Origin of the sequence: Reyranella sp. (genome assembly GCF_036558665.1) — a bacterium.
Classification (GTDB): Bacteria; Pseudomonadota; Alphaproteobacteria; order Reyranellales; family Reyranellaceae; genus Reyranella.
Genome location: NZ_DATBFE010000185.1, coordinates 12,191 through 32,698, shown reverse-complemented (window position 1 = coordinate 32,698; position 20,508 = coordinate 12,191). Strand labels below are relative to the sequence as shown.

The 20,508-nt window shown below is 66.1% G+C and carries 22 protein-coding genes; 3 read left to right on the top strand and 19 right to left on the bottom strand.

All coding sequences use genetic code 11. The features are described 5' to 3' along the window. Positions 1-18 precede the first annotated feature (18 nt). Positions 19-1,371 (top strand): nodulation protein NfeD, encoded by a 1,353-nt coding sequence (locus VH499_RS25715; RefSeq protein ID WP_332055630.1) that lies wholly within the window; start codon positions 19-21, stop codon positions 1,369-1,371. Positions 1,372-1,407: 36 nt separating this feature from the next. Continuing rightward, complete coding sequence (locus tag VH499_RS25710; RefSeq protein WP_332055629.1) at positions 1,408-2,181, top strand: slipin family protein; 774 nt, start codon at positions 1,408-1,410, stop codon at positions 2,179-2,181. A 13-nt stretch (positions 2,182-2,194) separates the two neighbouring features. On the opposite strand, the gene VH499_RS25705 is transcribed toward VH499_RS25710, so the two are convergent. From VH499_RS25705 to VH499_RS25690, 4 genes are read right to left on the bottom strand one after another with little or no spacing between them, the layout of a single operon-like run. Further along, a complete protein-coding gene (locus VH499_RS25705) occupies positions 2,195-2,971 on the bottom strand; it encodes an ABC transporter permease (protein ID WP_332055628.1) in 777 nt (258 codons plus the stop codon). Further along, entirely contained in the window at positions 2,968-3,738 is a 771-nt protein-coding gene (locus VH499_RS25700; protein ID WP_332055627.1) for an ABC transporter ATP-binding protein, read from the bottom strand. Before VH499_RS25700 ends, VH499_RS25705 begins: the two co-directional genes overlap by 4 nt. After that, positions 3,738-4,607, bottom strand: coding sequence for a dioxygenase (locus VH499_RS25695; RefSeq protein WP_332055626.1), 870 nt, complete (start codon positions 4,605-4,607; stop codon positions 3,738-3,740). The genes VH499_RS25700 and VH499_RS25695 overlap by 1 nt, the downstream gene beginning before the upstream one ends. A 36-nt stretch (positions 4,608-4,643) precedes the next feature. Then, on the bottom strand, positions 4,644-5,252 hold the full coding sequence (locus VH499_RS25690) for a GNAT family N-acetyltransferase (protein WP_414709840.1): 609 nt from the start codon (positions 5,250-5,252) through the stop codon (positions 4,644-4,646). A 164-nt stretch (positions 5,253-5,416) separates the two neighbouring features. Between VH499_RS25690 and VH499_RS25685 the strand changes: the two genes are divergently transcribed. Then, positions 5,417-6,256 carry an aspartyl/asparaginyl beta-hydroxylase domain-containing protein gene (locus VH499_RS25685; RefSeq protein ID WP_332055624.1) on the top strand — a complete coding sequence of 280 codons (840 nt, stop codon included), beginning with the start codon at positions 5,417-5,419 and terminating at the stop codon, positions 6,254-6,256. Positions 6,257-6,362: 106 nt separating this feature from the next. Here VH499_RS25685 and VH499_RS25680 read toward each other — a convergent pair whose 3' ends face one another. From VH499_RS25680 to VH499_RS25610, 15 genes are all read right to left on the bottom strand, one after another. Continuing rightward, positions 6,363-7,631, bottom strand: a complete 1,269-nt coding sequence (locus VH499_RS25680) for a pitrilysin family protein (protein WP_332055623.1) — start codon at positions 7,629-7,631, stop codon at positions 6,363-6,365. After that, positions 7,628-9,082, bottom strand: a complete 1,455-nt coding sequence (thrC, locus tag VH499_RS25675) for a threonine synthase (RefSeq protein WP_332055622.1) — start codon at positions 9,080-9,082, stop codon at positions 7,628-7,630. The genes VH499_RS25680 and thrC overlap by 4 nt, the downstream gene beginning before the upstream one ends. Positions 9,083-9,222: 140 nt before the next feature. Continuing rightward, entirely contained in the window at positions 9,223-9,474 is a 252-nt protein-coding gene (locus VH499_RS25670; RefSeq protein ID WP_332055621.1) for a DUF1272 domain-containing protein, read from the bottom strand. Positions 9,475-9,530: 56 nt separating this feature from the next. Next, entirely contained in the window at positions 9,531-9,710 is a 180-nt protein-coding gene (locus tag VH499_RS25665; RefSeq protein WP_332055620.1) for a hypothetical protein, read from the bottom strand. A 7-nt stretch (positions 9,711-9,717) separates the two neighbouring features. After that, positions 9,718-10,224, bottom strand: a complete 507-nt coding sequence (locus tag VH499_RS25660; RefSeq protein ID WP_332055698.1) for a dienelactone hydrolase family protein — start codon at positions 10,222-10,224, stop codon at positions 9,718-9,720. A 161-nt stretch (positions 10,225-10,385) separates the two neighbouring features. Beyond that, the gene (locus tag VH499_RS25655) at positions 10,386-11,888 is read right to left on the bottom strand and encodes a carboxypeptidase M32 (RefSeq protein WP_332055619.1); all 1,503 of its coding nucleotides are present in this window, start codon (positions 11,886-11,888) and stop codon (positions 10,386-10,388) included. Then, positions 11,885-12,637, bottom strand: a complete 753-nt coding sequence (locus VH499_RS25650; protein WP_332055618.1) for an SURF1 family protein — start codon at positions 12,635-12,637, stop codon at positions 11,885-11,887. Before VH499_RS25650 ends, VH499_RS25655 begins: the two co-directional genes overlap by 4 nt. A gap of 15 nt (positions 12,638-12,652) precedes the next feature. Beyond that, a complete protein-coding gene (locus VH499_RS25645; RefSeq protein ID WP_332055617.1) occupies positions 12,653-13,015 on the bottom strand; it encodes a DUF983 domain-containing protein in 363 nt (120 codons plus the stop codon). Between the two features lie 66 nt (positions 13,016-13,081). Continuing rightward, the gene (locus tag VH499_RS25640; protein ID WP_414709839.1) at positions 13,082-13,960 is read right to left on the bottom strand and encodes a cytochrome c oxidase subunit 3; all 879 of its coding nucleotides are present in this window, start codon (positions 13,958-13,960) and stop codon (positions 13,082-13,084) included. After that, the gene (locus VH499_RS25635) at positions 13,957-14,547 is read right to left on the bottom strand and encodes a cytochrome c oxidase assembly protein (RefSeq protein ID WP_332055616.1); all 591 of its coding nucleotides are present in this window, start codon (positions 14,545-14,547) and stop codon (positions 13,957-13,959) included. The genes VH499_RS25640 and VH499_RS25635 overlap by 4 nt, the downstream gene beginning before the upstream one ends. After that, positions 14,544-14,687 carry a hypothetical protein gene (locus tag VH499_RS25630; protein ID WP_332055615.1) on the bottom strand — a complete coding sequence of 48 codons (144 nt, stop codon included), beginning with the start codon at positions 14,685-14,687 and terminating at the stop codon, positions 14,544-14,546. The genes VH499_RS25635 and VH499_RS25630 overlap by 4 nt, the downstream gene beginning before the upstream one ends. A gap of 8 nt (positions 14,688-14,695) precedes the next feature. Next, complete coding sequence (locus VH499_RS25625; protein WP_332055614.1) at positions 14,696-15,631, bottom strand: heme o synthase; 936 nt, start codon at positions 15,629-15,631, stop codon at positions 14,696-14,698. 63 nt (positions 15,632-15,694) lie between these two features. Beyond that, positions 15,695-17,323, bottom strand: coding sequence for a cytochrome c oxidase subunit I (ctaD, locus tag VH499_RS25620; RefSeq protein WP_332055613.1), 1,629 nt, complete (start codon positions 17,321-17,323; stop codon positions 15,695-15,697). 24 nt (positions 17,324-17,347) lie between these two features. Next, positions 17,348-18,211, bottom strand: coding sequence for a cytochrome c oxidase subunit II (gene coxB, locus VH499_RS25615; protein WP_332055612.1), 864 nt, complete (start codon positions 18,209-18,211; stop codon positions 17,348-17,350). A gap of 215 nt (positions 18,212-18,426) precedes the next feature. Beyond that, positions 18,427-20,181, bottom strand: a complete 1,755-nt coding sequence (locus tag VH499_RS25610) for an ATPase, T2SS/T4P/T4SS family (protein WP_332055611.1) — start codon at positions 20,179-20,181, stop codon at positions 18,427-18,429. Positions 20,182-20,508 lie beyond the last annotated feature (327 nt).

Below are 20,508 nucleotides of genomic sequence, written 5' to 3'. Positions count from 1 at the left end.
TGCGGGAGGAGAGCCTCCATGCGACCAGGCCTTCGGGCAGGGAAGCGGGCCTCGCGGCTTGCCGGACCGATCATCGGCGCGATGCTCGTGGCGCTGGCGACGTTCGCCGACGCGGCGGCGCAGCGTGCGATCGTATTGGAAGTCGACGGGGTGATCGGTCCCGGGATGGCGGACTATGTCGTGCGGACAATCGATGCGGCGACACCACGTGACACCGGTCTCGTCGTCTTGCGCCTGGATACGCCGGGCGGACTCGACACCTCCATGCGCGAGATCATTCGGGCGATGCTCGCCTCGCCCGTGCCGGTAGCCGTGTATGTCGCGCCCAGCGGCGCTCGGGCGGCGAGTGCCGGCGCCTACATCACCTATGCTGCTGGCGTCGCTGCCATGGCGCCGGGAACCAATATCGGAGCCGCCACGCCCATTCAGCTCGGTGCACCGTCGACCCTGCCTGGCGATCGCAAGGAGGGCGACACCAAGAGCAAGGGGCAGGACACCGAGTCGCGCAAGATGATCAGCGACGCCGTCGCCTACATCCAAAGCCTTGCCCATCTCCACGGCCGCAACGCCGAGTGGGCGACCGAAGCGGTGCGCGAGGCCGCCAGCCTGCCGGCCCCCGAGGCACTGAAGCAGAAGGTCATCGACGTGATCGCCGACGACGTGCCCGATCTTTTGCGCAAGATCGACGGCCGGACCGCGATCGTCGCCGGCCAGGCTCGGCAGTTGACGACGGCAGGGCTGGAAGTAGTGACGGTGGGCCCTGACTGGCGGACGCGGCTCCTGACCATCATCACCAATCCCAATGTCGCCTATCTCCTGATGCTGCTCGGCGCCTACGGGCTGATCTTCGAGCTCTCGAATCCCGGGGCTGTCCTGCCCGGCGTTGTCGGCACCATCAGCATCCTGGTGGCGCTCTTTGCGCTCAACATGCTGCCGATCGACTATGCCGGCGCCGCACTGGTGCTGCTCGGCATCGCACTCATGGTCGCGGAGGTGTTCATCGGCTCGTTCGGCGTGATCGGCGCGGGCGGCATCGCCGCCTTCGCCATCGGCTCGATCATCATGTTCCAGTCGAATGCGCCGGGGTTCACGCTCTCGGTCTCGCTTGTGATCGCGGCCACTGCAGTGACAGCGGGCTTCCTCGCCCTCGTGCTCGTCTTGCTCCTGCGCTCCCGCCGACGCCGTGTCGTTACCGGCAGCGAAGCCATGATCGGCGCCGAGGGCGAGACCGTGGAATGGCACGGCGACAGCGGCAGGATCCGCATCATGGGCGAGATCTGGAAAGCCCACGCGGGGCAACCGCTCACGCCCGGCGCGCGCATCCGGGTCGTCAGCCGCAAGGATCTCGTGCTCACCGTCGAGCCGATGTGAAGGCTCGGCTCGCCGCCCATAGCGAAGGAACCAAACATGTTCATCACCGCCGGCATCGTCGCCGTCATCGTCGTCCTTGTGCTCTACATCGCCGTCCTGGCGATCCGCATCCTGCGCGAATACGAACGCGCCGTGGTTTTCACGCTTGGCCGCTATACCGGCACCAAGGGGCCGGGACTGGTGCTGCTGGTCCCGTTCGTGCAGCAGATGGTCCGTGTCGATCTGCGCATCGTGGTCGACGAGGTGCCGAGCCAGGATGTGATCTCCCGGGACAACGTCTCGGTCAAGGTGAGCGCGGTCATCTACTACCGGGTAGTCGACGCGGAGAAGGCGGTCATCCAGGTGGCCACCTACATGCAGGCAACGAGCCAGCTCGCGCAGACCACGCTGCGCTCGGTGCTGGGCAAGCACGACCTCGACGAGATGCTGGCCGGGCGCGACAAGCTCAACGCCGACATCCAGGACGCACTCGACAAGCAGACCGATGCCTGGGGAATCAAGGTCTCCAACGTCGAGATCAAGCGGATCGACCTCGACGACAGCATGATCCGCGCCATCGCCCGCCAGGCCGAGGCCGAACGCAGCCGCCGGGCCAAGATCATCAATGCCGAGGGCGAGCAGCAGGCGGCGCAGAAGCTCGTCGAGGCGGCTCAGATGCTGGCGCCGGTGCCGCAGGCCATGCAGCTCCGCTATCTCGCCACGCTGTTCGAGATCGCGGGTGAGCGCAGCTCCACGATCGTGTTCCCCTTCCCGATCGACCTGATGCAAGGATGGGCCTCGCAAATGGCCGCCGCGCGCGACGCCAAATGACCCAGACTCGCGATCACTCCTGCATTGCGAGCGCGCTCTCGTGCCAGCGGCGGAGCAAAAGGTGGGAGAGAAGCGTGAGCGAAAGGAAGATCGCGATGCCGGTCGCGGAGATCAGCGCCAGGGCCGCGAACATGCGCGGCACCTTGAGCTGGTAGCCGGCTTCGAGAATGCGCCAGGCGAGACCGGAGGCGTTGCCGCCGGTGCCGGCCACGAACTCGGCGACCACGGCGCCAATCAGCGCCAGCCCGCCGGAGATACGCAAGGCCCCGAGGAAATAGGGCAGCGCGGCGGGCAGGCGCAGATGCAGAAGCGTGCGCCAGCGTCCGGCACCGTGCAGCTCGAACAGGTCGAGCAGATTGCGATCGACCGAGCGCAGACCGAGGATGGTGTTGGACAGGATCGGAAAGAACGCCACAAGCCAGGCACAGATGAGGAGCGACAGGTCGATGTTGTTCGCCCAAATGATGATCAACGGCGCGATCGCCACGATCGGAGTCACCTGCAGCACGACGGCGTAGGGAAAGAGCGAGAGCTCGACCCAGCGCGACAGCGAGAACAGAATCGCAAGCAGTGCCCCGATGACGACAGCCGCCGCGAGCGCCTGCAGCGTGATCGTGAGCGTGACCCAGAGCGAAGGCGCGAGCATGGTCCAGTCGGTCACGAGCGTCTCGGCAATCAGGATCGGGCCCGGCAGCACGTAGGGCGGGATAGCGAGGAGGTGCACCGCCTCCTCCCACAGCGCCAGGACCAGCACGCCCAGCAACAGCGGCGCCGTCGCCCGCGCGCTCATGCGGCCTCTGCCTTCACGGCCATCGCCTCGAAAAGGCGCTGCGAGGCTTGCCGGCACAGGCCGGCATACTGAGCGGAGGTGCGGAATGCCTCGTCGCGCGGATAGGCGACGGGGATCGCGAGTTCCGTCCAGACACGGCCCGGCCTTGCGCTCATGATCGCGATGCGCTGCGATAGGAAGACCGACTCGAATACCGAATGGGTGACGAACACCGCGGTGAAGCGCTCGCGCTGCCACAACGCGAGCAGATCGATGTTGAGCTTGTGGCGCGAGATCTCGTCGAGCGCGGCGAACGGTTCGTCCATCAGGAGAAGGCGCGGCCGTGTTACCAGCGCGCGCGCGATCGACACGCGCATCTTCATGCCGCCCGAGAGCTCGCGCGGATAGCTGCGCTCGAAGCCCACCAGGCCGACACCGGCCAGCGCCTCGCCGGCCCGCCTCAGCCGCTCCTTCCGGCCGACGCCCGCGAGCTTGAGCGGCAGCGCGACGTTGGCAAGCGCCGTCGTCCACGGCAGCAGCGTCGGCTCCTGGAAGACGAAGCCGGTTTCGTTGCGGGCGTCGGGCCGTTCGAGGATGCCGCCGGTCGGCGCGGCGAGGCCGGCGATCAGGCGCAACAGGGTGGTCTTGCCGCAGCCCGACGGCCCCAGGACGCTCAGGAACTCGCCCTCCAGGACATTTAGGGTGATGTCGCTCAGCGCCCGCAGGCCGTTGGCGAACTCCTTGGAGACGCCGCGTGCGGAAACCACCGACGTCCAGGTCCGCTCCATCAGAGCGGCGGCAGCGCGAGGTTGATGGTCGCGGTCCACACCGGCATCGGCAATGTGTCGCGCGCCGCGAGATTGGCCGGCAAGGCCGCACGGTCGGCGACGCGCTTGAACGGCAACACGAGGCCCGCGCGCACGCCGAACACGGCGTCGCGATCGAGAAATTTGTCGTCGTCGGGGAAGAACTCGGTGATCAGGGGCTTGCGACCCGGCGCCTGGACGATCATGTGCAGATGCGCCGGTCGCCAGGCGTCACGGCCCAGCGCGCGCAGCATGTCGCCGGCGGGACCATCGTCCGGCACCTTGTAGGCGATCGGCCGGACCGTCGAGAAGGCAAAGCTGCCGTCTACCGCGACGCCGAGGCGAGCGTGGTAGTTGGTCGGATGCTGGTTACTGTCCTGCTGGGCATAAAGGCCGTTACCGGCATTCTGCCACAGGGCCAGCAGGGTGCCCCTGGCGGGGTCGCCCTTGTCGTCGACCACCTTTCCGGTCACCACCAGCGGCTCTCCGACCTGACCCTTCCAGAGATCGCCGCCGTTCGGCAGCTCCGGCGCGTTCTCGATGTGGAACGGTCCCAGCACCGAGGACGGCGTGCCCTTGCCCGCGGCGTTCACCATGTCGACGAGCGAGGAAACGCCCAGCAGGTCCGAGAACAGGATGTACTCGTTGCGCTTGTTGTCGGTGAAGCCGACCGCCCGCGTCAGCGCGTCGATCGCGGAATTCCACTCGGCCTCGGTCAGCCTGTTGTCGCGCACGAAGGCGTGCAGGTGTCCGGCCAAGCTCACCAGCAGCTCGCGCGTGCGGGCCGAGGGCGCGTTCCTCGCATAGTCGGCGAAAGCCTGGGTGATGGTGGCCGGGGTGAGATTGCGCATGAAGTTCCTTCGTTGATCGTCGGCTGCCGGTCCGTCTCAGCCGTCCGCCCTCAGGATGGCATCGTAGTCGGCGCGCAACAGGGCGAACAGGAGGTGGTCGGCCCAATGACCGTTGATCCTGAGGTATTGGCGCGCCAGGCCCTCCTCGTGAAAGCCCACCTTGGCGAGCACCGCCTTGGAGGGCTCGTTGTGCGGCAGGCAGGCTGCCTCCAGCCGATGCAACCGCAGATCATCGAATACGAACGGCAGGACGGCGCGCAGCGCGTCGGTCATCAGGCCCTGGCCGGCATAGGGCTGGCCCATCCAGTAGCCGACCGAGGCGGCCTGGGCGACGCCACGGCGCACGTTGCTGAGATTGATGCCGCCCACCAGCCGGCGGCGGTCGGCCAGGAAGACGAACAGCCCGTAAGCCTCGCCCGCCCGCCACTCGCGCACTTGCTGGCGCAGGCGGCGGCGGTAATGGTCGCGGCCCAGCGAATCGTCCGGCCAGGTCGGTTCCCAAGGAATGAGAAAGGTGCGGCTGCGGGCGCGCAACTCGGCCCATTCCGGCCAGTCCTCCATGCTGGGCGCGCGCAGGTAAACACGCTTGCCCGAAATCCGGGTCATCCCCGAAAGCGACAGAGGAACGTCGGCAAAGCGGAACATTACCGGTGGATATTAAGCTGATGCGGGGATTCGTTCCATGATTTCCGAGGCTTGGCCACGGCCTCCGTCAAGCTCGCCGGCTGCCTCCGCGTCAATTCAATACCTTGAAAAAGGCCGTCGGCGGGATGAAATTTCAGCGAGCGAAGGAGACCGGACCCCCCGCCATGGAAACCGATCAGCATTCCAACGTCGGCCAGAAAGGCCGCTTTTACCTCACCAAGCACATCTGGGTGCCGCAGGAGCCGATCGAGAACTTCAATCTCAAGATGTCGGACATGATCCTGCGCCGCATGCCCAAGCTGCCGCTGGGTGGCGAGGATGCCATCAAGGCATTCCCCGTGCTGGCCGAGCTGAAGAAGAGCCATGACAAGATCAAGGCCGACCTCCAGTACCTGCTCAGCCACCATGAGGAGATCCCGGCGCTACACGAGGTCCATCCGCGCGACCTGTACGTCGCGGGCCGCGCCTGGCGTACCTTCCTGCTCAAGATCTGGGGCCATGAGATCAAGGAGAACACCGCGGCGGTGCCGGATACCTACGAGGCGATACAGCGCATCCCCGGCGTGCACACGGCGCTCTTCAGCATCCTCGCGGGCGGCGCGGAGATCGTGCCCCATCGCGGCTCGGCGGCGGGCGTGATCCGCTTCCACTATCCGCTCATCGTCCCGAAGGAGCCGGAGCAGTGCTGGATCGAGATCGGCGGCCACCATTTTTTCTGGCAGGAAGGCGTGCCGCTGGTGTTCGACGACACGCGCGAGCACTGGGTCAAGAACCAGACCGAGGAAACACGCGTGGTGCTGATCATCGACTTCAACGCCGACATGCCGTTTCCGGTGAACCTCTACACGGCGCTGCGCTACAACCTCATCCGTCATTCGAGTGAGGTGAAGGCGGTTCACGACCGCGCCGCCATCGGCGTCCCCCCACGCAACCAGCCCGCAGCCGCCACCGACGGCCTGATCAGCGGCGCCCGCAGCGCCACCGTTCCCGCCGAACGGCGGTAAGGACGACGCTCAACGCCGCAAATGAAAGATCCCTCGCTCCGCTCGGGATGACAACTTTACGGTTGTTTGCTGTGTCATCCTGAGGCGAGCCGAAGGATCCCTCGCATCAGGCCGCGAGGCGGGCCGCAATCTTGTCCAAAGGTTCGAGGGCGGCAATGGGCCCCAGGGCCGCGAGCGTGAGCTTGCTTTGCAGGAGGCGGCGGGCGACGCGCCGCACGGCATCCTGATCGACCGCCTCGATGCGCGCCACTATCTCGGCATAGGGGATCGGCCGGCCGTGGATCAGGAGATGCCGCGCCGCCTGCTCGCAGCGCGCGCCGCTCGATTCCAGCGCCATCAGCGTGCCGGCCTTGATCTGGGCGCGGGCGCGCAACAGCTCGGCCTCGCTGAGCGACTCCACGACACCTACGAACTCCTCGCATACCGCCGGGACCAGTTCGGCGAGATCGTCCTCGCCGGTGCCGGCATAGATGCCGAACAGCCCGCCATCGGCATAGGCGGAGTTGAAGCAGTGTATGCCGTAGACCAGCCCCCGTTCCTCACGGATGCGCTGGAACAGGCGCGATGACATGCCGCCGCCGAACAGGGTGGAATAGACCGCGCTGGCGTAATAGTCGGGATCGCGATAGCCGATGCCCTCGCAGCCCAGCACCAGATGCGCCTGCTCGAGCGCGCGCGTCTCGCGCCCGTCGCCGCCGACGTAGGAGAGCGGATGCACCGACGGCGCGTTGGCCGGCGTGCGTGGCACCGAACCAAAATGCTTCTCGGCCAGCTCGACGATCCGCTCGTGCTCGACCCGCCCGGCCGCCGACAGCACCATGTTCGATGCCGTATAGTGACGGGCGAGGAAGGCGAACAGATGGTCGCGGCCGATCGCCTCGACCGAGTCCGCCGTGCCCAGGACCGGCCGGCCGAGCGGCTGGTCGGGCAGCGCGATCTCCTGGAACTGGTCGAAGACCAGGTCGTCGGGCGTGTCGAGCGCCTGGCCGATCTCCTGCAGGATGACGCCGCGCTCGCGCTGCAGCTCGTCGGGATCGAACACCGAGTTGCGCAGGATGTCGGCCACGAGCTCGACGCCGAGCCCCACGTCCTCCTTCAGCACCGAAGCATGGTAGGCGGTGATCTCGCGCCCGGTATAGGCATTGAGGCTGCCGCCGACGTTCTCGATCTCCTCGGCGATGGCGCGTGCGCTACGCGTGCGGGTGCCCTTGAAGGCCATGTGTTCCAGCATGTGCGCCATGCCGTTCAACTCGGCGCTCTCGTGCCGCGTGCCGCAGGCGACCCAGATGCCGAGCGAAGCCGATTCGACCTCGGGCATGGCGTCGGTCGCCACGCGCAGGCCGTTGGCAAGTGTGGTGACCTTGACTGCGCTCATGTCCTCACCTTCGTGCGCGTGGACCCCCGGCCTGTCCGGCGCACGGCCGACATGCGCTCGTCGATCAGCGCCTTCAGCGCCGCCGTATCGTTCGGCAGACGGTCGGCCCGCTCGGTGCGGTCGAGGAGATCGTCGAGGCGTGGCGGCAGCGGCGGCCGGACGCCCGTCGCCTTCTGTACCGCGTCGGGAAACTTGGCGGGATGGGCGGTCGCGAGCACGATCATCGGCACCTTCGGATCACGGCGATGTTGCTGGGCCACGGCATAGCCGACCGCGGTGTGCGGATCGAGCGTCTCGCCGAAGCGGCGGTTGCAATCGGCGATCGCCTGCAGGGTGCCGGGATCGTCGAGGCGGCCGGCATCGAACAGGTCGCGCACGCCACCGAGCGCGTTGGCGCCGACCGCGAGCGTGCCGGTCTTGCGAAACGCCGCCATCGCCTCGGCCAGCACCTTGCCGTCGCGGTCATAGAGATCGAACAACAGCCGCTCGAAGTTGCTCGAGATCTGGATGTCCATCGAGGGGCTGAGCGTTGGCACGACGCCGGTCGCTGTCATCGTGCCCCGTTCGAAGAAGCGGGGCAGAATGTCGTTGGCATTGGCCGCGACCACGAAGTGCGACACGGGCAGCCCCATCTGGCGTGCCGCGTAGCCCGCATACACATTGCCGAAATTGCCGGTCGGCACGGTGAAGGCGACGGGTCGCTCCGGCGCCCCGAGCTTCAGCGCCGCCCAGAAGTAGTAGACGATCTGCGCCATCACCCGCGCGAAATTGATCGAGTTCACGGCCGTCAGCGCATGGCGGTCGCGGAAGTCGAGGTCGTTGAAGCAGGCCTTGGCGAGATCCTGGCAGTCGTCGAAGGTCCCCTGGATCGCGATGTTGTGCACGTTGGGTGCCAGCACCGTGGTCATCTGGCGACGCTGCACCTCGCTCACCCGCCCGCGCGGATAGAGCATGAAGATGTCGATGGTCTTGCGGTCGCGCACCGCCTCGATCGCCGCCGAGCCGGTGTCGCCGGAGGTCGCGCCGACGATGGTGGCATGCTGGCCGCGGTTCGCGAGCGCGTGGTCGAGCAGGCGGCCGAGGAGCTGCAGCGCCACGTCCTTGAAGGCAAGCGTCGGGCCGTGGAACAGCTCGAGGAGATGCAGCCCATCCTTGCCCAGTGGCCTCAGCGGCGCGACCTCCGGCGTTTCGAAGCTGGTATAGGCCTCGCCGATCAAGCGGCGAAAGGTCCGCTCGTCGAAGGACTCGCCCACGAAGGGCCGCATGACGCGGAATGCCACCTCGGCATAGGGTTCGCCCTTGAGCGCCGCGATCTCGGCTCTGGAGAACTGCGGCCAGCTCTCCGGCAGATAGAGCCCGCCGTCGCGTGCCAGACCGGCCAGCATGACCTCCTGGAACGAGAGCGGCGCAGGATTGCCCTGCGAGCCGTGGCGGGTGCTGATGTAACGCATTCCTCAGCGTCCAACTCTTCTTCTTTGTCCTCTCTTCCGATCGGGCGAGAGGACGGACGAGGGGGTGACGCACGAACCTTCACTGTCCCCTCTCCTCGCCTCTCGCCGTTCCGGGGAAGAGGAACATGAACGGCAGAACATCACGCCACCTGACGGCAGGCCGCGTGGTCCTTGCGGATGCGTTTGGTGGAGGGCGGATTCTTGGCGAGCAGGCGCTCCGGGCGCGTCGGTCGCTTCACCAGATCGCCGCCGCAATTGGGGCAGACGCCGCCTAGGCGCGTGCGCGCGCAGTCGACGCAAAAGGTGCATTCGAAGGTACAGATCAGCGCATCGGGAGCGCCGTTCGGCAGGTCCTTGTCGCAGCATTCGCAGTTGGGACGCAATTCCAGCATGACTTTCTCTTACGCCGGGCGATCGGAAAGGTCAAAATCGCAGCGGAAAGCGCCGTTCACTGCATTCCAATTGTTCGCTGCAGGAAGTCGCGCACCCTCTCGATGGAGGCCTTTGTGGCTTCCTCGTTATATTCGACGCGATGTCCGTGAGACGTCACGCCGCCGGTAGGGGCCAGCGACAGGTCCAGCACGTCGAAGTTGTGATGTGCTCCAGGGAAGATGACGAGCTCGATCAACGAACGGTCACCCACCGGGAATGCGAGGCGCGCCCAATTCGCTCCGGCCGGCGACCATGGCTTCACAGGAGGATGAAGGCGTCCAGGTATCCGCGCCGCCGATCAGGACGAGCACCGGGCCCGTTGAAAGCCCGGAGGCGTACTGACATATGGGATAGAAGGCGATGCCGGCGCGGAATTTCTCCGGGTAGCGCTGTTCTACCGAGCCCTTTTCCAGCGAGGCCAGAACAGATCCGCCACCTTGTGAAAACCCAACGACCGCGACATGAGATGCGCGAACAAAGGGCCTGGTCGTCAAATAGCGGAGCGCCGCGTAGCCATCCGCCACCTGGTCGGGAAAGAATCCGACGCAGTGTTCATCGAACCCACGTGAACCGAAGCTGTCGATTGCCAGCGCAGCGTAACCGAAGCGCGACAGTCTATCCGCCCAGGAGATCATGGAGCTATGGAAGCCGCCACATCCATGCAGGAGCACGACGGCCGAGAAGGGCCCCGATCCCGGAGGACGAGCCATGTAGGCAACAAGCCGAAGCGGGTCTGCCCTCGTTCCGCTCTCGATTTGAACGAACTCGCCCGCAGAGACGCTTGTGCAGGCAACGGTCATCGCGACAAGCAGACTTCCAAACAGGCCTTGCATGGACATGCTGCCCCCAGAGCAGGAAGTGGTGCGCCCTTCTAGGCCGGGAGATAGCGGCTTTCCAGATGGGCTTTAAAAGCCGACGTCCCAAGCGACGCCCCGGTTGCCTCGGTGAGCAGCGTATCGGTGTCGACGAGCGAACCCTTGCCATGCACGTTGATGCGCAACCAGCCGAGAAGCGGCGCGAAATCGCCCTGGCCGATCGCTGTCATCAGGCTCGCATCGGCTCTGCAGGCCGACGCGAAGAGCTGCGCGGCGGCGAGCGCGCCCAGCGTATAGGTAGGGAAATATCCCCACGCGCCATCGGGCCAGTGGATGTCCTGCAGGCAGCCCATGGCGTCGTCCGCCGGCACGATGCCCAGCAGCTCCGCCATGCCGTCGTTCCAGGCAGCGGGCAGATCGGCGAGCGCGAGGTCGCCGGCCAGGATCGCGCGCTCCAGCCGATAGCGCAGCATGATGTGCAGCGGATAAGTAACCTCGTCGGCGTCGACGCGGATCAAACCGGGCGCGACGCGCGTGTAGAGCCGATGGATGTTGCTCGACTCCCAGGCCGGGCCCGCCCTGCCGAAGGCAGTGCGCATCAGCGGGGCCGCAAAGGCGATGAAGGCGTCGCTGCGGCAGGCCTGCATCTCCATCAGGAGCGACTGACTCTCGTGCAGCACCATGCCGCGCGCCGCGCCGACCGGCTGGCGCCGCCAGTCGCGCGGCAGGCCGAGCTCATAGAGCGCGTGGCCACATTCGTGCAGCACGCCCATCAGCGCGCGGGCGAAATCGGCCTCGTCGTAGCGCGTCGTGACGCGCACGTCGTCGGGCGTGCCGCCGGTAAACGGATGCGCCGAGACGTCGAGCCGGCCGTGCGCAAAATCGAAGCCGATGGCACGGATCAGTTTCTCGCCGAGTGCGCGCTGCGCCTCGACCGGAAACGGCCCGTCGAGCGGCAGTGGGTCGCCGGCCAGCTTCTGCCGCTCCATCACCCGTTGCAGCAGGCCAGGCAGGAAAGTCGCGAGCTCGTCGAACCGCGCGTCGATGCGGGCGCTGCGACCGCCCGGCTCATATTCGTCGAGCAGGGCATCGTAGAGCGATAAGCCGAGCGCGGCGGCCTTGGCTTCGCCGACGCGACGCGTGAGCGTCACGACCTCGGCCAAACTGGGCAGCAGGCTCTTGAAGTCGGCCCTCTTCCTTGCCTCGCGCCAGGCCATCTCGCAGGTCGAGGCCGCACGCGTGCGCGCCTCGACGAGATCGGCCGGCAGCGCGTTGGCGTGAGTCCACGCATGGCGCATCTCGCGCAAGTTGGCGGACTGCCAGACACCGAGTATCGGCCTTCCCTCCTCGGCCCGCGCCAGCAGCGCCGGCATGTCGGGCGCCACCATGATCTCGTGCGCGAGCACGTTCAGCGTGGCGAGCTGATCGGCCCGATCCTCGCTCGCCCCCTCGGGCATCATGGTCGACCGGTCCCAGTTCAGGATCGCGCCGGCGCGGTTGATGGCGCTCAGCCGGCCGAAGCGGCGCTCCAGCTCGGCGTAAGGATCGTTGGAGATCATGCCGAACCCCTGACCTTGGCGCGGCCGTTCACCGTCAGCCAGCCGTTCTCCCAGTGGTAGGCAAGATAGACGCCGACCAGCGCCAACCCGATGAGGAACCACGTGATGGCGTATTGCAGGTGGTCGTTGGGGATGTCGAGCTGCGTCTGGCCGCCGACCGGCACGCCGCCCGGATTGGGTGTGGCGTCAGCCTCGAGAAAGAAGCTGTCGAGTCTGGGATCGGGCGTGCCGCCCGCGATCTCACGCATCGTGGACACGTCGACATTGAACCAGAAGTTCTTCGCCGGATCGTTGGCGGGCGCGAAGTAATGCTTGATCTGGCTGCGGCGCACGACACCCACGAGATCGACATGCCCCGCGATCTCGCTTGCCGCGCGGGTCTTCGGATCCTTCCTGGCCGACGGGATCCAGCCGCGGTCGAACAATACGATCCGGCCTTTGTCGGTGCGCACCGGCGTGATCACATGCATGCCGACCCGGTCCTTCAGCGAGCGGGCGGCCAGATAGAACTCCCTGTCGTTCAGGAACGCACCGGAAAGCTTCACCTTGCCGTATTCATGCGCCAATGGATCGCCCTCCAGAAGCTCGTCGAGTGTGACCGGCGCCGCCGCCTGGTTGGCGGCGATGCGATCGAGGATGCCCCATTTCCACTCGCGCCGCTCGAGCTGCCAAACGCTGAGCCCCATGCACAGGATGAAGATCGGCAGCGAGATCACGGTGGGCCAGAACGCCGGCCTCAGTCTGAACATGTCGTACCTCGCCTGCTATTCTTCGAGCGAAGTCGAGCGGTGAATGTATTGCTGTGCAATCAGCCAGGCCTTCAGGAGCCGCAGCATTCCTGCCGCAGCGAAGAAGGTGAGCGGTACCCACAGCAGCACGTGCACCCACCACGGCGGCTCGAAGCGGAATTCGACCCAGAAGACCAGCAGCATGACGATGGCACCGAGCCCCAGGATCACGAACACCGCGGGCCCGTCGCCGGCATCGTGTCCCCTGAGATCGAGCCCGCAGGCGGAGCAGCGGTCGGCGATGCCCAGCATGCCCTTGAACAGCCGGCCCCGCCCGCAGCGCGGGCAGGCGCCGCGCAGCACGACATCGACCATCGAAGGGCGCGGCCAGTCCGACATGCGCGATCTCCAAAGACGAACCGCCGGGAGGGCCCGGCGGTTCCGATCATAGACGTTCCAGTCACTTCAATGGTGCGCGATCGGCGCGTTGCCGGAGCCCCACCAGTAGATGCAGAAGAACAGGAACAGCCATACCACGTCGACGAAGTGCCAGTACCAGGCCGCGGCCTCGAAGCCGAAATGCTGATTGGGCTTGAACTGGCCCTTCATTGCACGGAACAGGCAGACCAGCAGAAAGGTCGTGCCGACCATCACATGGAAGCCGTGAAAACCGGTCGCCATGAAGAAGGTCGACGAATAGATATTGTCGCGGAAGCCGAATGGCGCGTGGAAATATTCGTAGGCCTGGATGCCGGTGAAGCAGAGGCCAAGGATGACCGTGAGCAGCAGTCCGCGAACGGCATCACGCTTGTTGTTCTCGAGGATCGCGTGATGCGCCCAGGTCACGGTAGTGCCGGACAGCAGCAGGATCAGCGTATTCATAAACGGCAGGTCGAACGGCGCGATCACGGTCACGCCCTTGGGCGGCCATACCCCGCCGTCGGCTTCCGTCCGTGCCGGCATATCCATCGCGTTGGGATAGAGTGCCGAATCGAAGAACGCCCAGAAGAACGCGGCGAAGAACAGCACTTCCGAGGCGATGAACAGGATCATGCCGTAGCGCAGGCCGATCTGGACCACGGCGGAGTGGAAGGTGCGCGACTCGACGATAACGTCGCCCCACCACAGGTACATGGTGAGCAGAACGATCGCGAGGCCGGGCAAGAGGATCCACCAGTTGATCGCCTTCAGGACGCTCTCGACCTCGGGTCCCAGCATCTCCGGATGCATGCCGAGCGCGAAGCCGAACATCATGATGAACGCCCCCAGCGCGCCGAGCGCCGGCCACGGGCTCGGATCGACGAGGTGATAGGGGTGCTTAGGCGCGCCTTCGGACATAGTCATCCACCCTTTCCGGTATGCCCGGCGGCCAAACTGCCGAGCAAGATCTTCGCCCGCTCCGTCTTGGACTCGTAGAAGGTGTACGAGAGCGTGACGGTGTGGACGTCATCGTAGCGTCGATCCTTGTCCATGTCGGGATCGACGAAGAACAGTACCGGCATGTCGACCGACTGGCCGGGCTTCAGCAACTGTTCGGTGAAACAGAAGCATTGCAGCTTGTTGAACCACTTGGCCGGGGCCTCCGGCGTGATGTTGTAGGTCGCCGTGCCGACGATCGGCCGTTGCGAGAGGTTGGTGGCGCGGAAGTAGACGAGCTTCTGCTCGCCGAGATGAACCGTGACCTCGCGCTGCTCCGGCTCGAAGCGCCACGGTAGGTTGGAGTCGGTGTTGCTGTCGAAGCGCACGACCATCGTGCGCGCGATCACCGGGTGGTCGTCCGACTGCGCCACGAGCGGCGTGCCGGCGAAGCCGGTTGCCTTGCAAAAGGCCTGGTAGAGCGGCACCGCCGCGTAGGCCAGCCCCAGCATGCCGCCGACCACCAGCACCATGGTCCAGGCGAGACGTGCGTTGCGATCGATCGGCCTTTTCACAGCTTGCCCCTCATGCGCACCATGGTGAGAGCGAAGAAGATCGCGGCCATCGCCAGCAGGATCGCGAGCATGACCAGGTTCTTGCCCCGCTGCCGGCGATGCATGTCGCTGTCGCCGGGACGGCGGTCGTCGTCTGCCATGGCGATCGTCATCCGCCCAGGACCCGTCCCGCCACATGATCGAGCGGCAGCGCCGCGAACAGGATGGCGAGGTAGAGCAGCGAGAAGCGGAACATGCGGCGTGCCGCGGGATGAGCGGTTTCGTCGTCGGCGGTGCGCCACACGCGCACCGCGTGGCCAACGAAGGCGAGGCTCATCGCGGCGGCGGCCGCGCCATAGAACCAGCCCACCGCGCCCAGCAGCGTCGGTGCCAGCGCGATCGGCACGAGCAGCAGCGTGTAGATTAGCATCTGGCGCTTGGTCTCGCGCGCGCCCGCCACTACCGGCAGCATCGGCACGCCTGCGCGGCGATAGTCGTCACTGCGATAGAGCGACAGCGCCCAGAAATGCGGCGGCGTCCAGAGAAAGATCAGCAGAAAGAGCGCGACGCCCACGGCCGACACGTCACCAGTCGCAGCCGCCCAGCCGATCATCGGCGGAAAGGCGCCGGCAGCGCCCCCGATCACGATGTTCTGCGGCGTGCGCCGCTTCAGCCAGACGGTATAGATGAAGACGTAGAACAGAATCGCCGCCGCCAGCAGCGCCGCCGCCACGAAGTTGGTGGCAAGCGACATCAGGAGTAGCGAGAAGATCGACAGCAGCACGCCGAGCCCCAGTGCATCGTCGGGCTCGACGCGCCCCGAGGGTAGCGGCCGGTTGCGCGTGCGTGCCATCAGCGCGTCGAGGTCGCGCTCGTACCACATGTTGATGGCGCCGGCTGCCCCCGATCCCAGCGCGATCGCCAGCACCGCCAGCGCCGCCTCAAACGGATGCAGATGGGCGGGGGCAATCATGACACCGATCAGGCCGGTAAAGACTACGAGCGACATCACGCGCGGCTTCAGGAGCGCGATATAGTCACGCACGCGGGCGGGCGTCGCCTGCGCGCCGGTAGCCACCAGAAAGCCCTGTGTCGTGTCGCTCATGTCCTCAAGGCGAAGGCGCCGCTTTGTAAGAGCCTTTCACGCGGTGCCTGCGCTTCCTTTCCCTCAGTGATGTGCCGCGGGAGAGATGTGCGGCAGCTCCTCGAAGGTGTGGAACGGCGGCGGCGAGGGTACCGTCCATTCGAGCGTCGTGCCGCCCTCGCCCCAGTAGTTGGCGCCGACCCTGCGGCCCGCGAGGAAGGTGGCGAACACCACGAAGATCAGCCAGAAGATGGTCGAGGCGAAAGAGATAAAAGCGCCGATCGAGGCGATGAAGTTCCAGTCCCACATGGCGTCGGGATAGTCGACGTAGTGGCGCGGCATGCCGGCGAGCCCGAGGAAATGCATCGGAAAGAACGTCAGATTGACGCCGATGAAGAAGGTCCAGAAATGGACTTGCCCCGCCCACTCCGGATACTGCCGGCCGGTCATCTTGCCGGACCAGTAGTAGTAGCCGGCGAACATGCCGAACACCGCTCCGAGGGACAGCACGTAGTGGAAGTGCGCGATCACGTAGTAGGTGTTGTGCATCGAGTAGTCGACGCCGGCGTTGGCCAGCACTACGCCGGTCACGCCGCCGATGGTGAACAGGAAGATGAAGCCGATTGCCCACAGCATCGGCACCTCGAGGCGGATCGAGCCGCCCCACATCGTGGCGATCCACGAGAAGATCTTCACGCCGGTCGGCACCGCGATCACCATCGTGGCGGCGACGAAATAGGCGCGGGTGTCGACGTCCATGCCAACCGTGAACATGTGGTGCGCCCACACGACGAAGCCGACGACGCCGATCGCCACCATCGCATAAGCCATGCCGAGGTAACCGAAGATCGGCTTGCGCGAGAAGGTCGACACGATCTGGCTCACGATGCCGAAGGCCGGCAAGATCATGATGTACACTTCGGGATGGCCGAAGAACCAGAACAGGTGCAGGAACAGCGTCGGGTCGCCGCCGCCGGCCGGATCAAAGAAGTGCGTGCCGAAATTGCGGTCGGTCAGCAGCATCGTGATGGCGCCGGCCAAGACCGGAAGGGCGAGCAGCAGCAGGAAGGCCGTCACCAGAATCGACCAGGCGAACAGCGGCATGCGGTGCAGGGTCATCCCGGGCGCGCGCATGTTGAAGATGGTGGTGATGAAGTTGATGGCGCCCAGGATTGAGGACGCGCCGGCAAGGTGCAGCGAGAAGATCACCAGATCCATGCCGGCGCCCTGCTGGACTGTGAGCGGCGGATAGATCGTCCAGCCGGTGCCCACGCCGCCGCCGATGACAGCGGACAGCAGCAGCAGCAGGAAGGCCGGCGGCAGCAGCCAGAAGCTGATGTTGTTCATGCGCGGGAAGGCCATGTCCGGAGCGCCGATCATCAGCGGCACGAACCAGTTGCCGAACCCTCCGATCAGCGCAGGCATGACCACGAAGAACACCATGGTCAGGCCGTGCGCCGTGACGATTGTCTGATACAAGTGCCCGTCGGGGGTGCCGTCGGCGGTGTTGAAGAACTGAACGCCGGGCTCCAGCAGCTCGAGCCGGATCAATATCGAGAAAGCACCCCCGATGAACGCGGCGATAGCCGCGAACACCAGGTACATCGTGCCGATGTCCTTGTGGTTCGTGCTGTACAGCCACCGTTTGATGCCGGTGGGGGTATGGTGTTCATCGTGATGGCTGGGAGCGGCGGCGCCGTACGCGGTGGCCATTGGTGTCTCCTGCGGAGAAGAGCTTTAGCGGTTGGCGGGAATAGTGGCGGAGGCAAGACCCGTGGGCGCAGTCAACCCGGCGGCCTTCTTCTGCTGCTCGACCCAATTGTCAAACTCGGCCTTGGAAACCACGCGCACCGCAATCGGCATGTACGTGTGGTTATTGCCGCAGATCTGCGAACATTCGCCGAAGTAGTAGCCCTCGTGCTCGACATTGATCCAGCCCTCGTTGAGGCGGCCGGGAATCACGGTCTTCTTGATGCCGAAACCCGGTACCGTCCAGGCGTGCATGACGTCGGCGCCGGTGCCGATGATCCGGATCGTGGTGTTCACCGGGATCACCATCTCGTTGTCGACCGCCAGCAGCCGCGGGACCTGCGGCTTCTGCTTGACGCGGTCCGCTTCTGCCAAAATGCGACTGTCGACCGAGAAGTTGCCCTGGTCCGGATACTCGTACTGCCAGTACCACTGGTGCCCTGTCACCTTGACGGTCATGGCGGCGTCGGGAGCCTTGTCGCTGTAATACAGCAGGCGGAAGGACGGGATGGCGATCACGACCAGGATCAGTATCGGGACGATCGTCCAGGCGATCTCCAGCACCGTGTTGTGGGTGACCATGCTTGGCGTCGGGTTGCGCGAGGCGTGGAAGCGGAACACCACGTAGAGCAGGAGCGCCAGCACGAACAGCGAGATCAGGGTGATGATGACCAGCAGGAGGTTGTGCAGCGATTCGACCTTGTCCATCACCGTCGTGTAGGACGGCGGAAAGGCCATCTGCCATTGGTGCGGGATGCCGACCACCGGCTGCGCGTTGGCGCCGCCCGCAAGGCCGAGCCCCGCGATCGCCGCTGGAAGCCCGAGAAAACCCGATACGCGCTTGCCGATCATGCAACCGTCCCTTCAGCGTGCCGTCTCCCGAAAGGGTTCCGACTCGCAAAATCCCCCGCAATTCAAAGCGGTTAGTACCAGATATGGCGGGTTGTCGTAACGGGTTTTCGATGATGGCCGGTATGTGGCGGCCAGTCGCACTCCTCAAGCGGAGCGCGGACTTCCGGCCCGCTCATGGGTGGGCAAGATGCGCGTTGTCCGATGAAGCGTGAATCCTACCGCAACAACGTCGCGAGATGCTCGGCGAAGCCCGCCGCCTGGACCTTCGGTGCGAAGGCAGGATGACGCGTGCGGCAGACGAAACGGCCGTCCTCGTGCACGAACACCGCCGCACCCGCCGCATCCTCCATCGAGAGCGCGCGATAGATCCCGTCGCGGCTGCGGCCGAGCCGCACCAGGAGATCCACGGTGCGCGTGAAGTCGGCGGCAGCGACACCCGGCTCACAGGCCGCGACAACGCCACGCGGGCCGCGAGCGGCCAAGACCCCGAGCGCTTCGGTCTCCGAGCGCTGCAGTGAATCGAGCAGCAAGATCTCCGGTCGCAGCCGTTCGACCGCGCCCAGCAGCACTGGATAGGGCGTCTCCTGCGAGGCGACGAGTTCGACCTTGGTCGCGGCCGGCCAGCGGAACTGGCGATGGCGCGCCACCGTGACCATGCGCATTGCCGTCTCGAGATCACGCCCCAGCGCCGCCAGCATCGCCGTCTTGCCGGCGCCCGCCGGTCCCAGGATCAGGATGTTGAGTCGCGCCCGCACCGCCACGCGTAACAGCGCCGCAGTCTTCTGATCCAGCACCTCCGAGGCCATCAGGCGAGCGAAGGTCGCCGTGCCGGGCTCGGCGCGACGCAGCGTCAGCACAGGCCCCTCGGGCGCGGCCGGCGGGAAGATCACGGTACCGCTGGCACCATCGCGGAGCTGAAAATCGGCCACTGCATTGGCCGGTTTCTCAGCCAGGCGGTTCACCAATTCGAGCAGGTGCGCCTGGTCGTGGAACACTTCGGCGGCCGGCGCCAGGCCACCCGAGTCGCGCTCTACGAAGACCGCCTTCGGTCCGTTGATAAAGACTGCGCGGATCGTGTGATCGGCCCACAGCCTGTCGACCAGACCGAGCCCGGAAATCTCGCTCAGCGCCACCAGCACCAGATGCTGGCGGACGTCCGGCGCCAAGGCCGGCAGGCGCTCGGTACGGATCACCTCGTCCATCGCCGCATCGATGGCGCGCAACGCTTCGTCGCGGCCGACGCGGCCGCCGGACGGCACAGCGAGGCGCGGTTTGGCAAGGTCGAGCGTATGCGCAAGCACGCGTTCCACACCCAGCGCCTCCCGATCGGCCACGGTCACCAGTGGTGAGGTCGGCGCCTCGAACGCCTGGTCCGGGACGGTCGTCGCCACCGGCGATTCGCGCGGCGGCGCCTCGTCGCCGGTCCACGCGCTCGCCTCGGGAGCAGACGATTCGCCGAAACTCACAAGGCCGGAATCGTCGGGCTTTTGCCGCTCAATGGTCGGTTCGGCAGCGGGCGCCGAGGGCGCCGGCTCTGGCACTCGTGGCGGCGGTTCGGGTGACGGCGCAGGCTGTTCCTGGACCGCGGCTGGCGACCGTGGCGGCGACGGTTCCCCGACCGGCGGTGTCGTCTGCTCGGGCGGCGGCGCGGGCACGGATTCGGCCGCCGCCGGCGGCCGGGTGCGGTCGGCAGGCTCCAGCAGTTCGGCGACCAGCCGCCGCAGCTCGTGGCTGGTGAGGGTGATACCGCGCGGACGGAAGTAGGTATGGACGAGCTCGCCCAACTGATAGGCGATCTCCGGCGGCGTGCGGCCACTGCCGAGCGCCGCGCGCACCATGTCGTAGCGCTCCAGGCAGAATGCGTGCCACGTCGCCTGCATGTCGCGGGCGCGGGCGGCGTCGCCACGCTCGGGAAGGATCTCGTCGAGCGCCCGCGGTTCGGCGCGCTGGCCGTTACCGGCCGCGTCCACGCTCTCTCGCAATGATCTCAGGGGTGACCGGTCCTCTTCGGGAGGACGATCCCCACCGCTCGAGGCGGCCATCGATCAATCCATTAAAAAACGTTCCCACACCACGACCAGTACCGCCATTGCTGTCGGCTCCCAACCTGATCGCTTCATCTTTCTGCCATCATGAATGGCACCGCGCCACGCCAAAAGTTACAGGCCCCGAGAGATTACTGTGGCAGTCGTAAGCCATTCCTGTGACCGGCACCGGGCCCATCCCGACCTACTTGTCTTTCGTTTGCCGGCCGGTATGGTCGCGCCCGCCGTCCGACACGACGGCTCCAGCGGCAC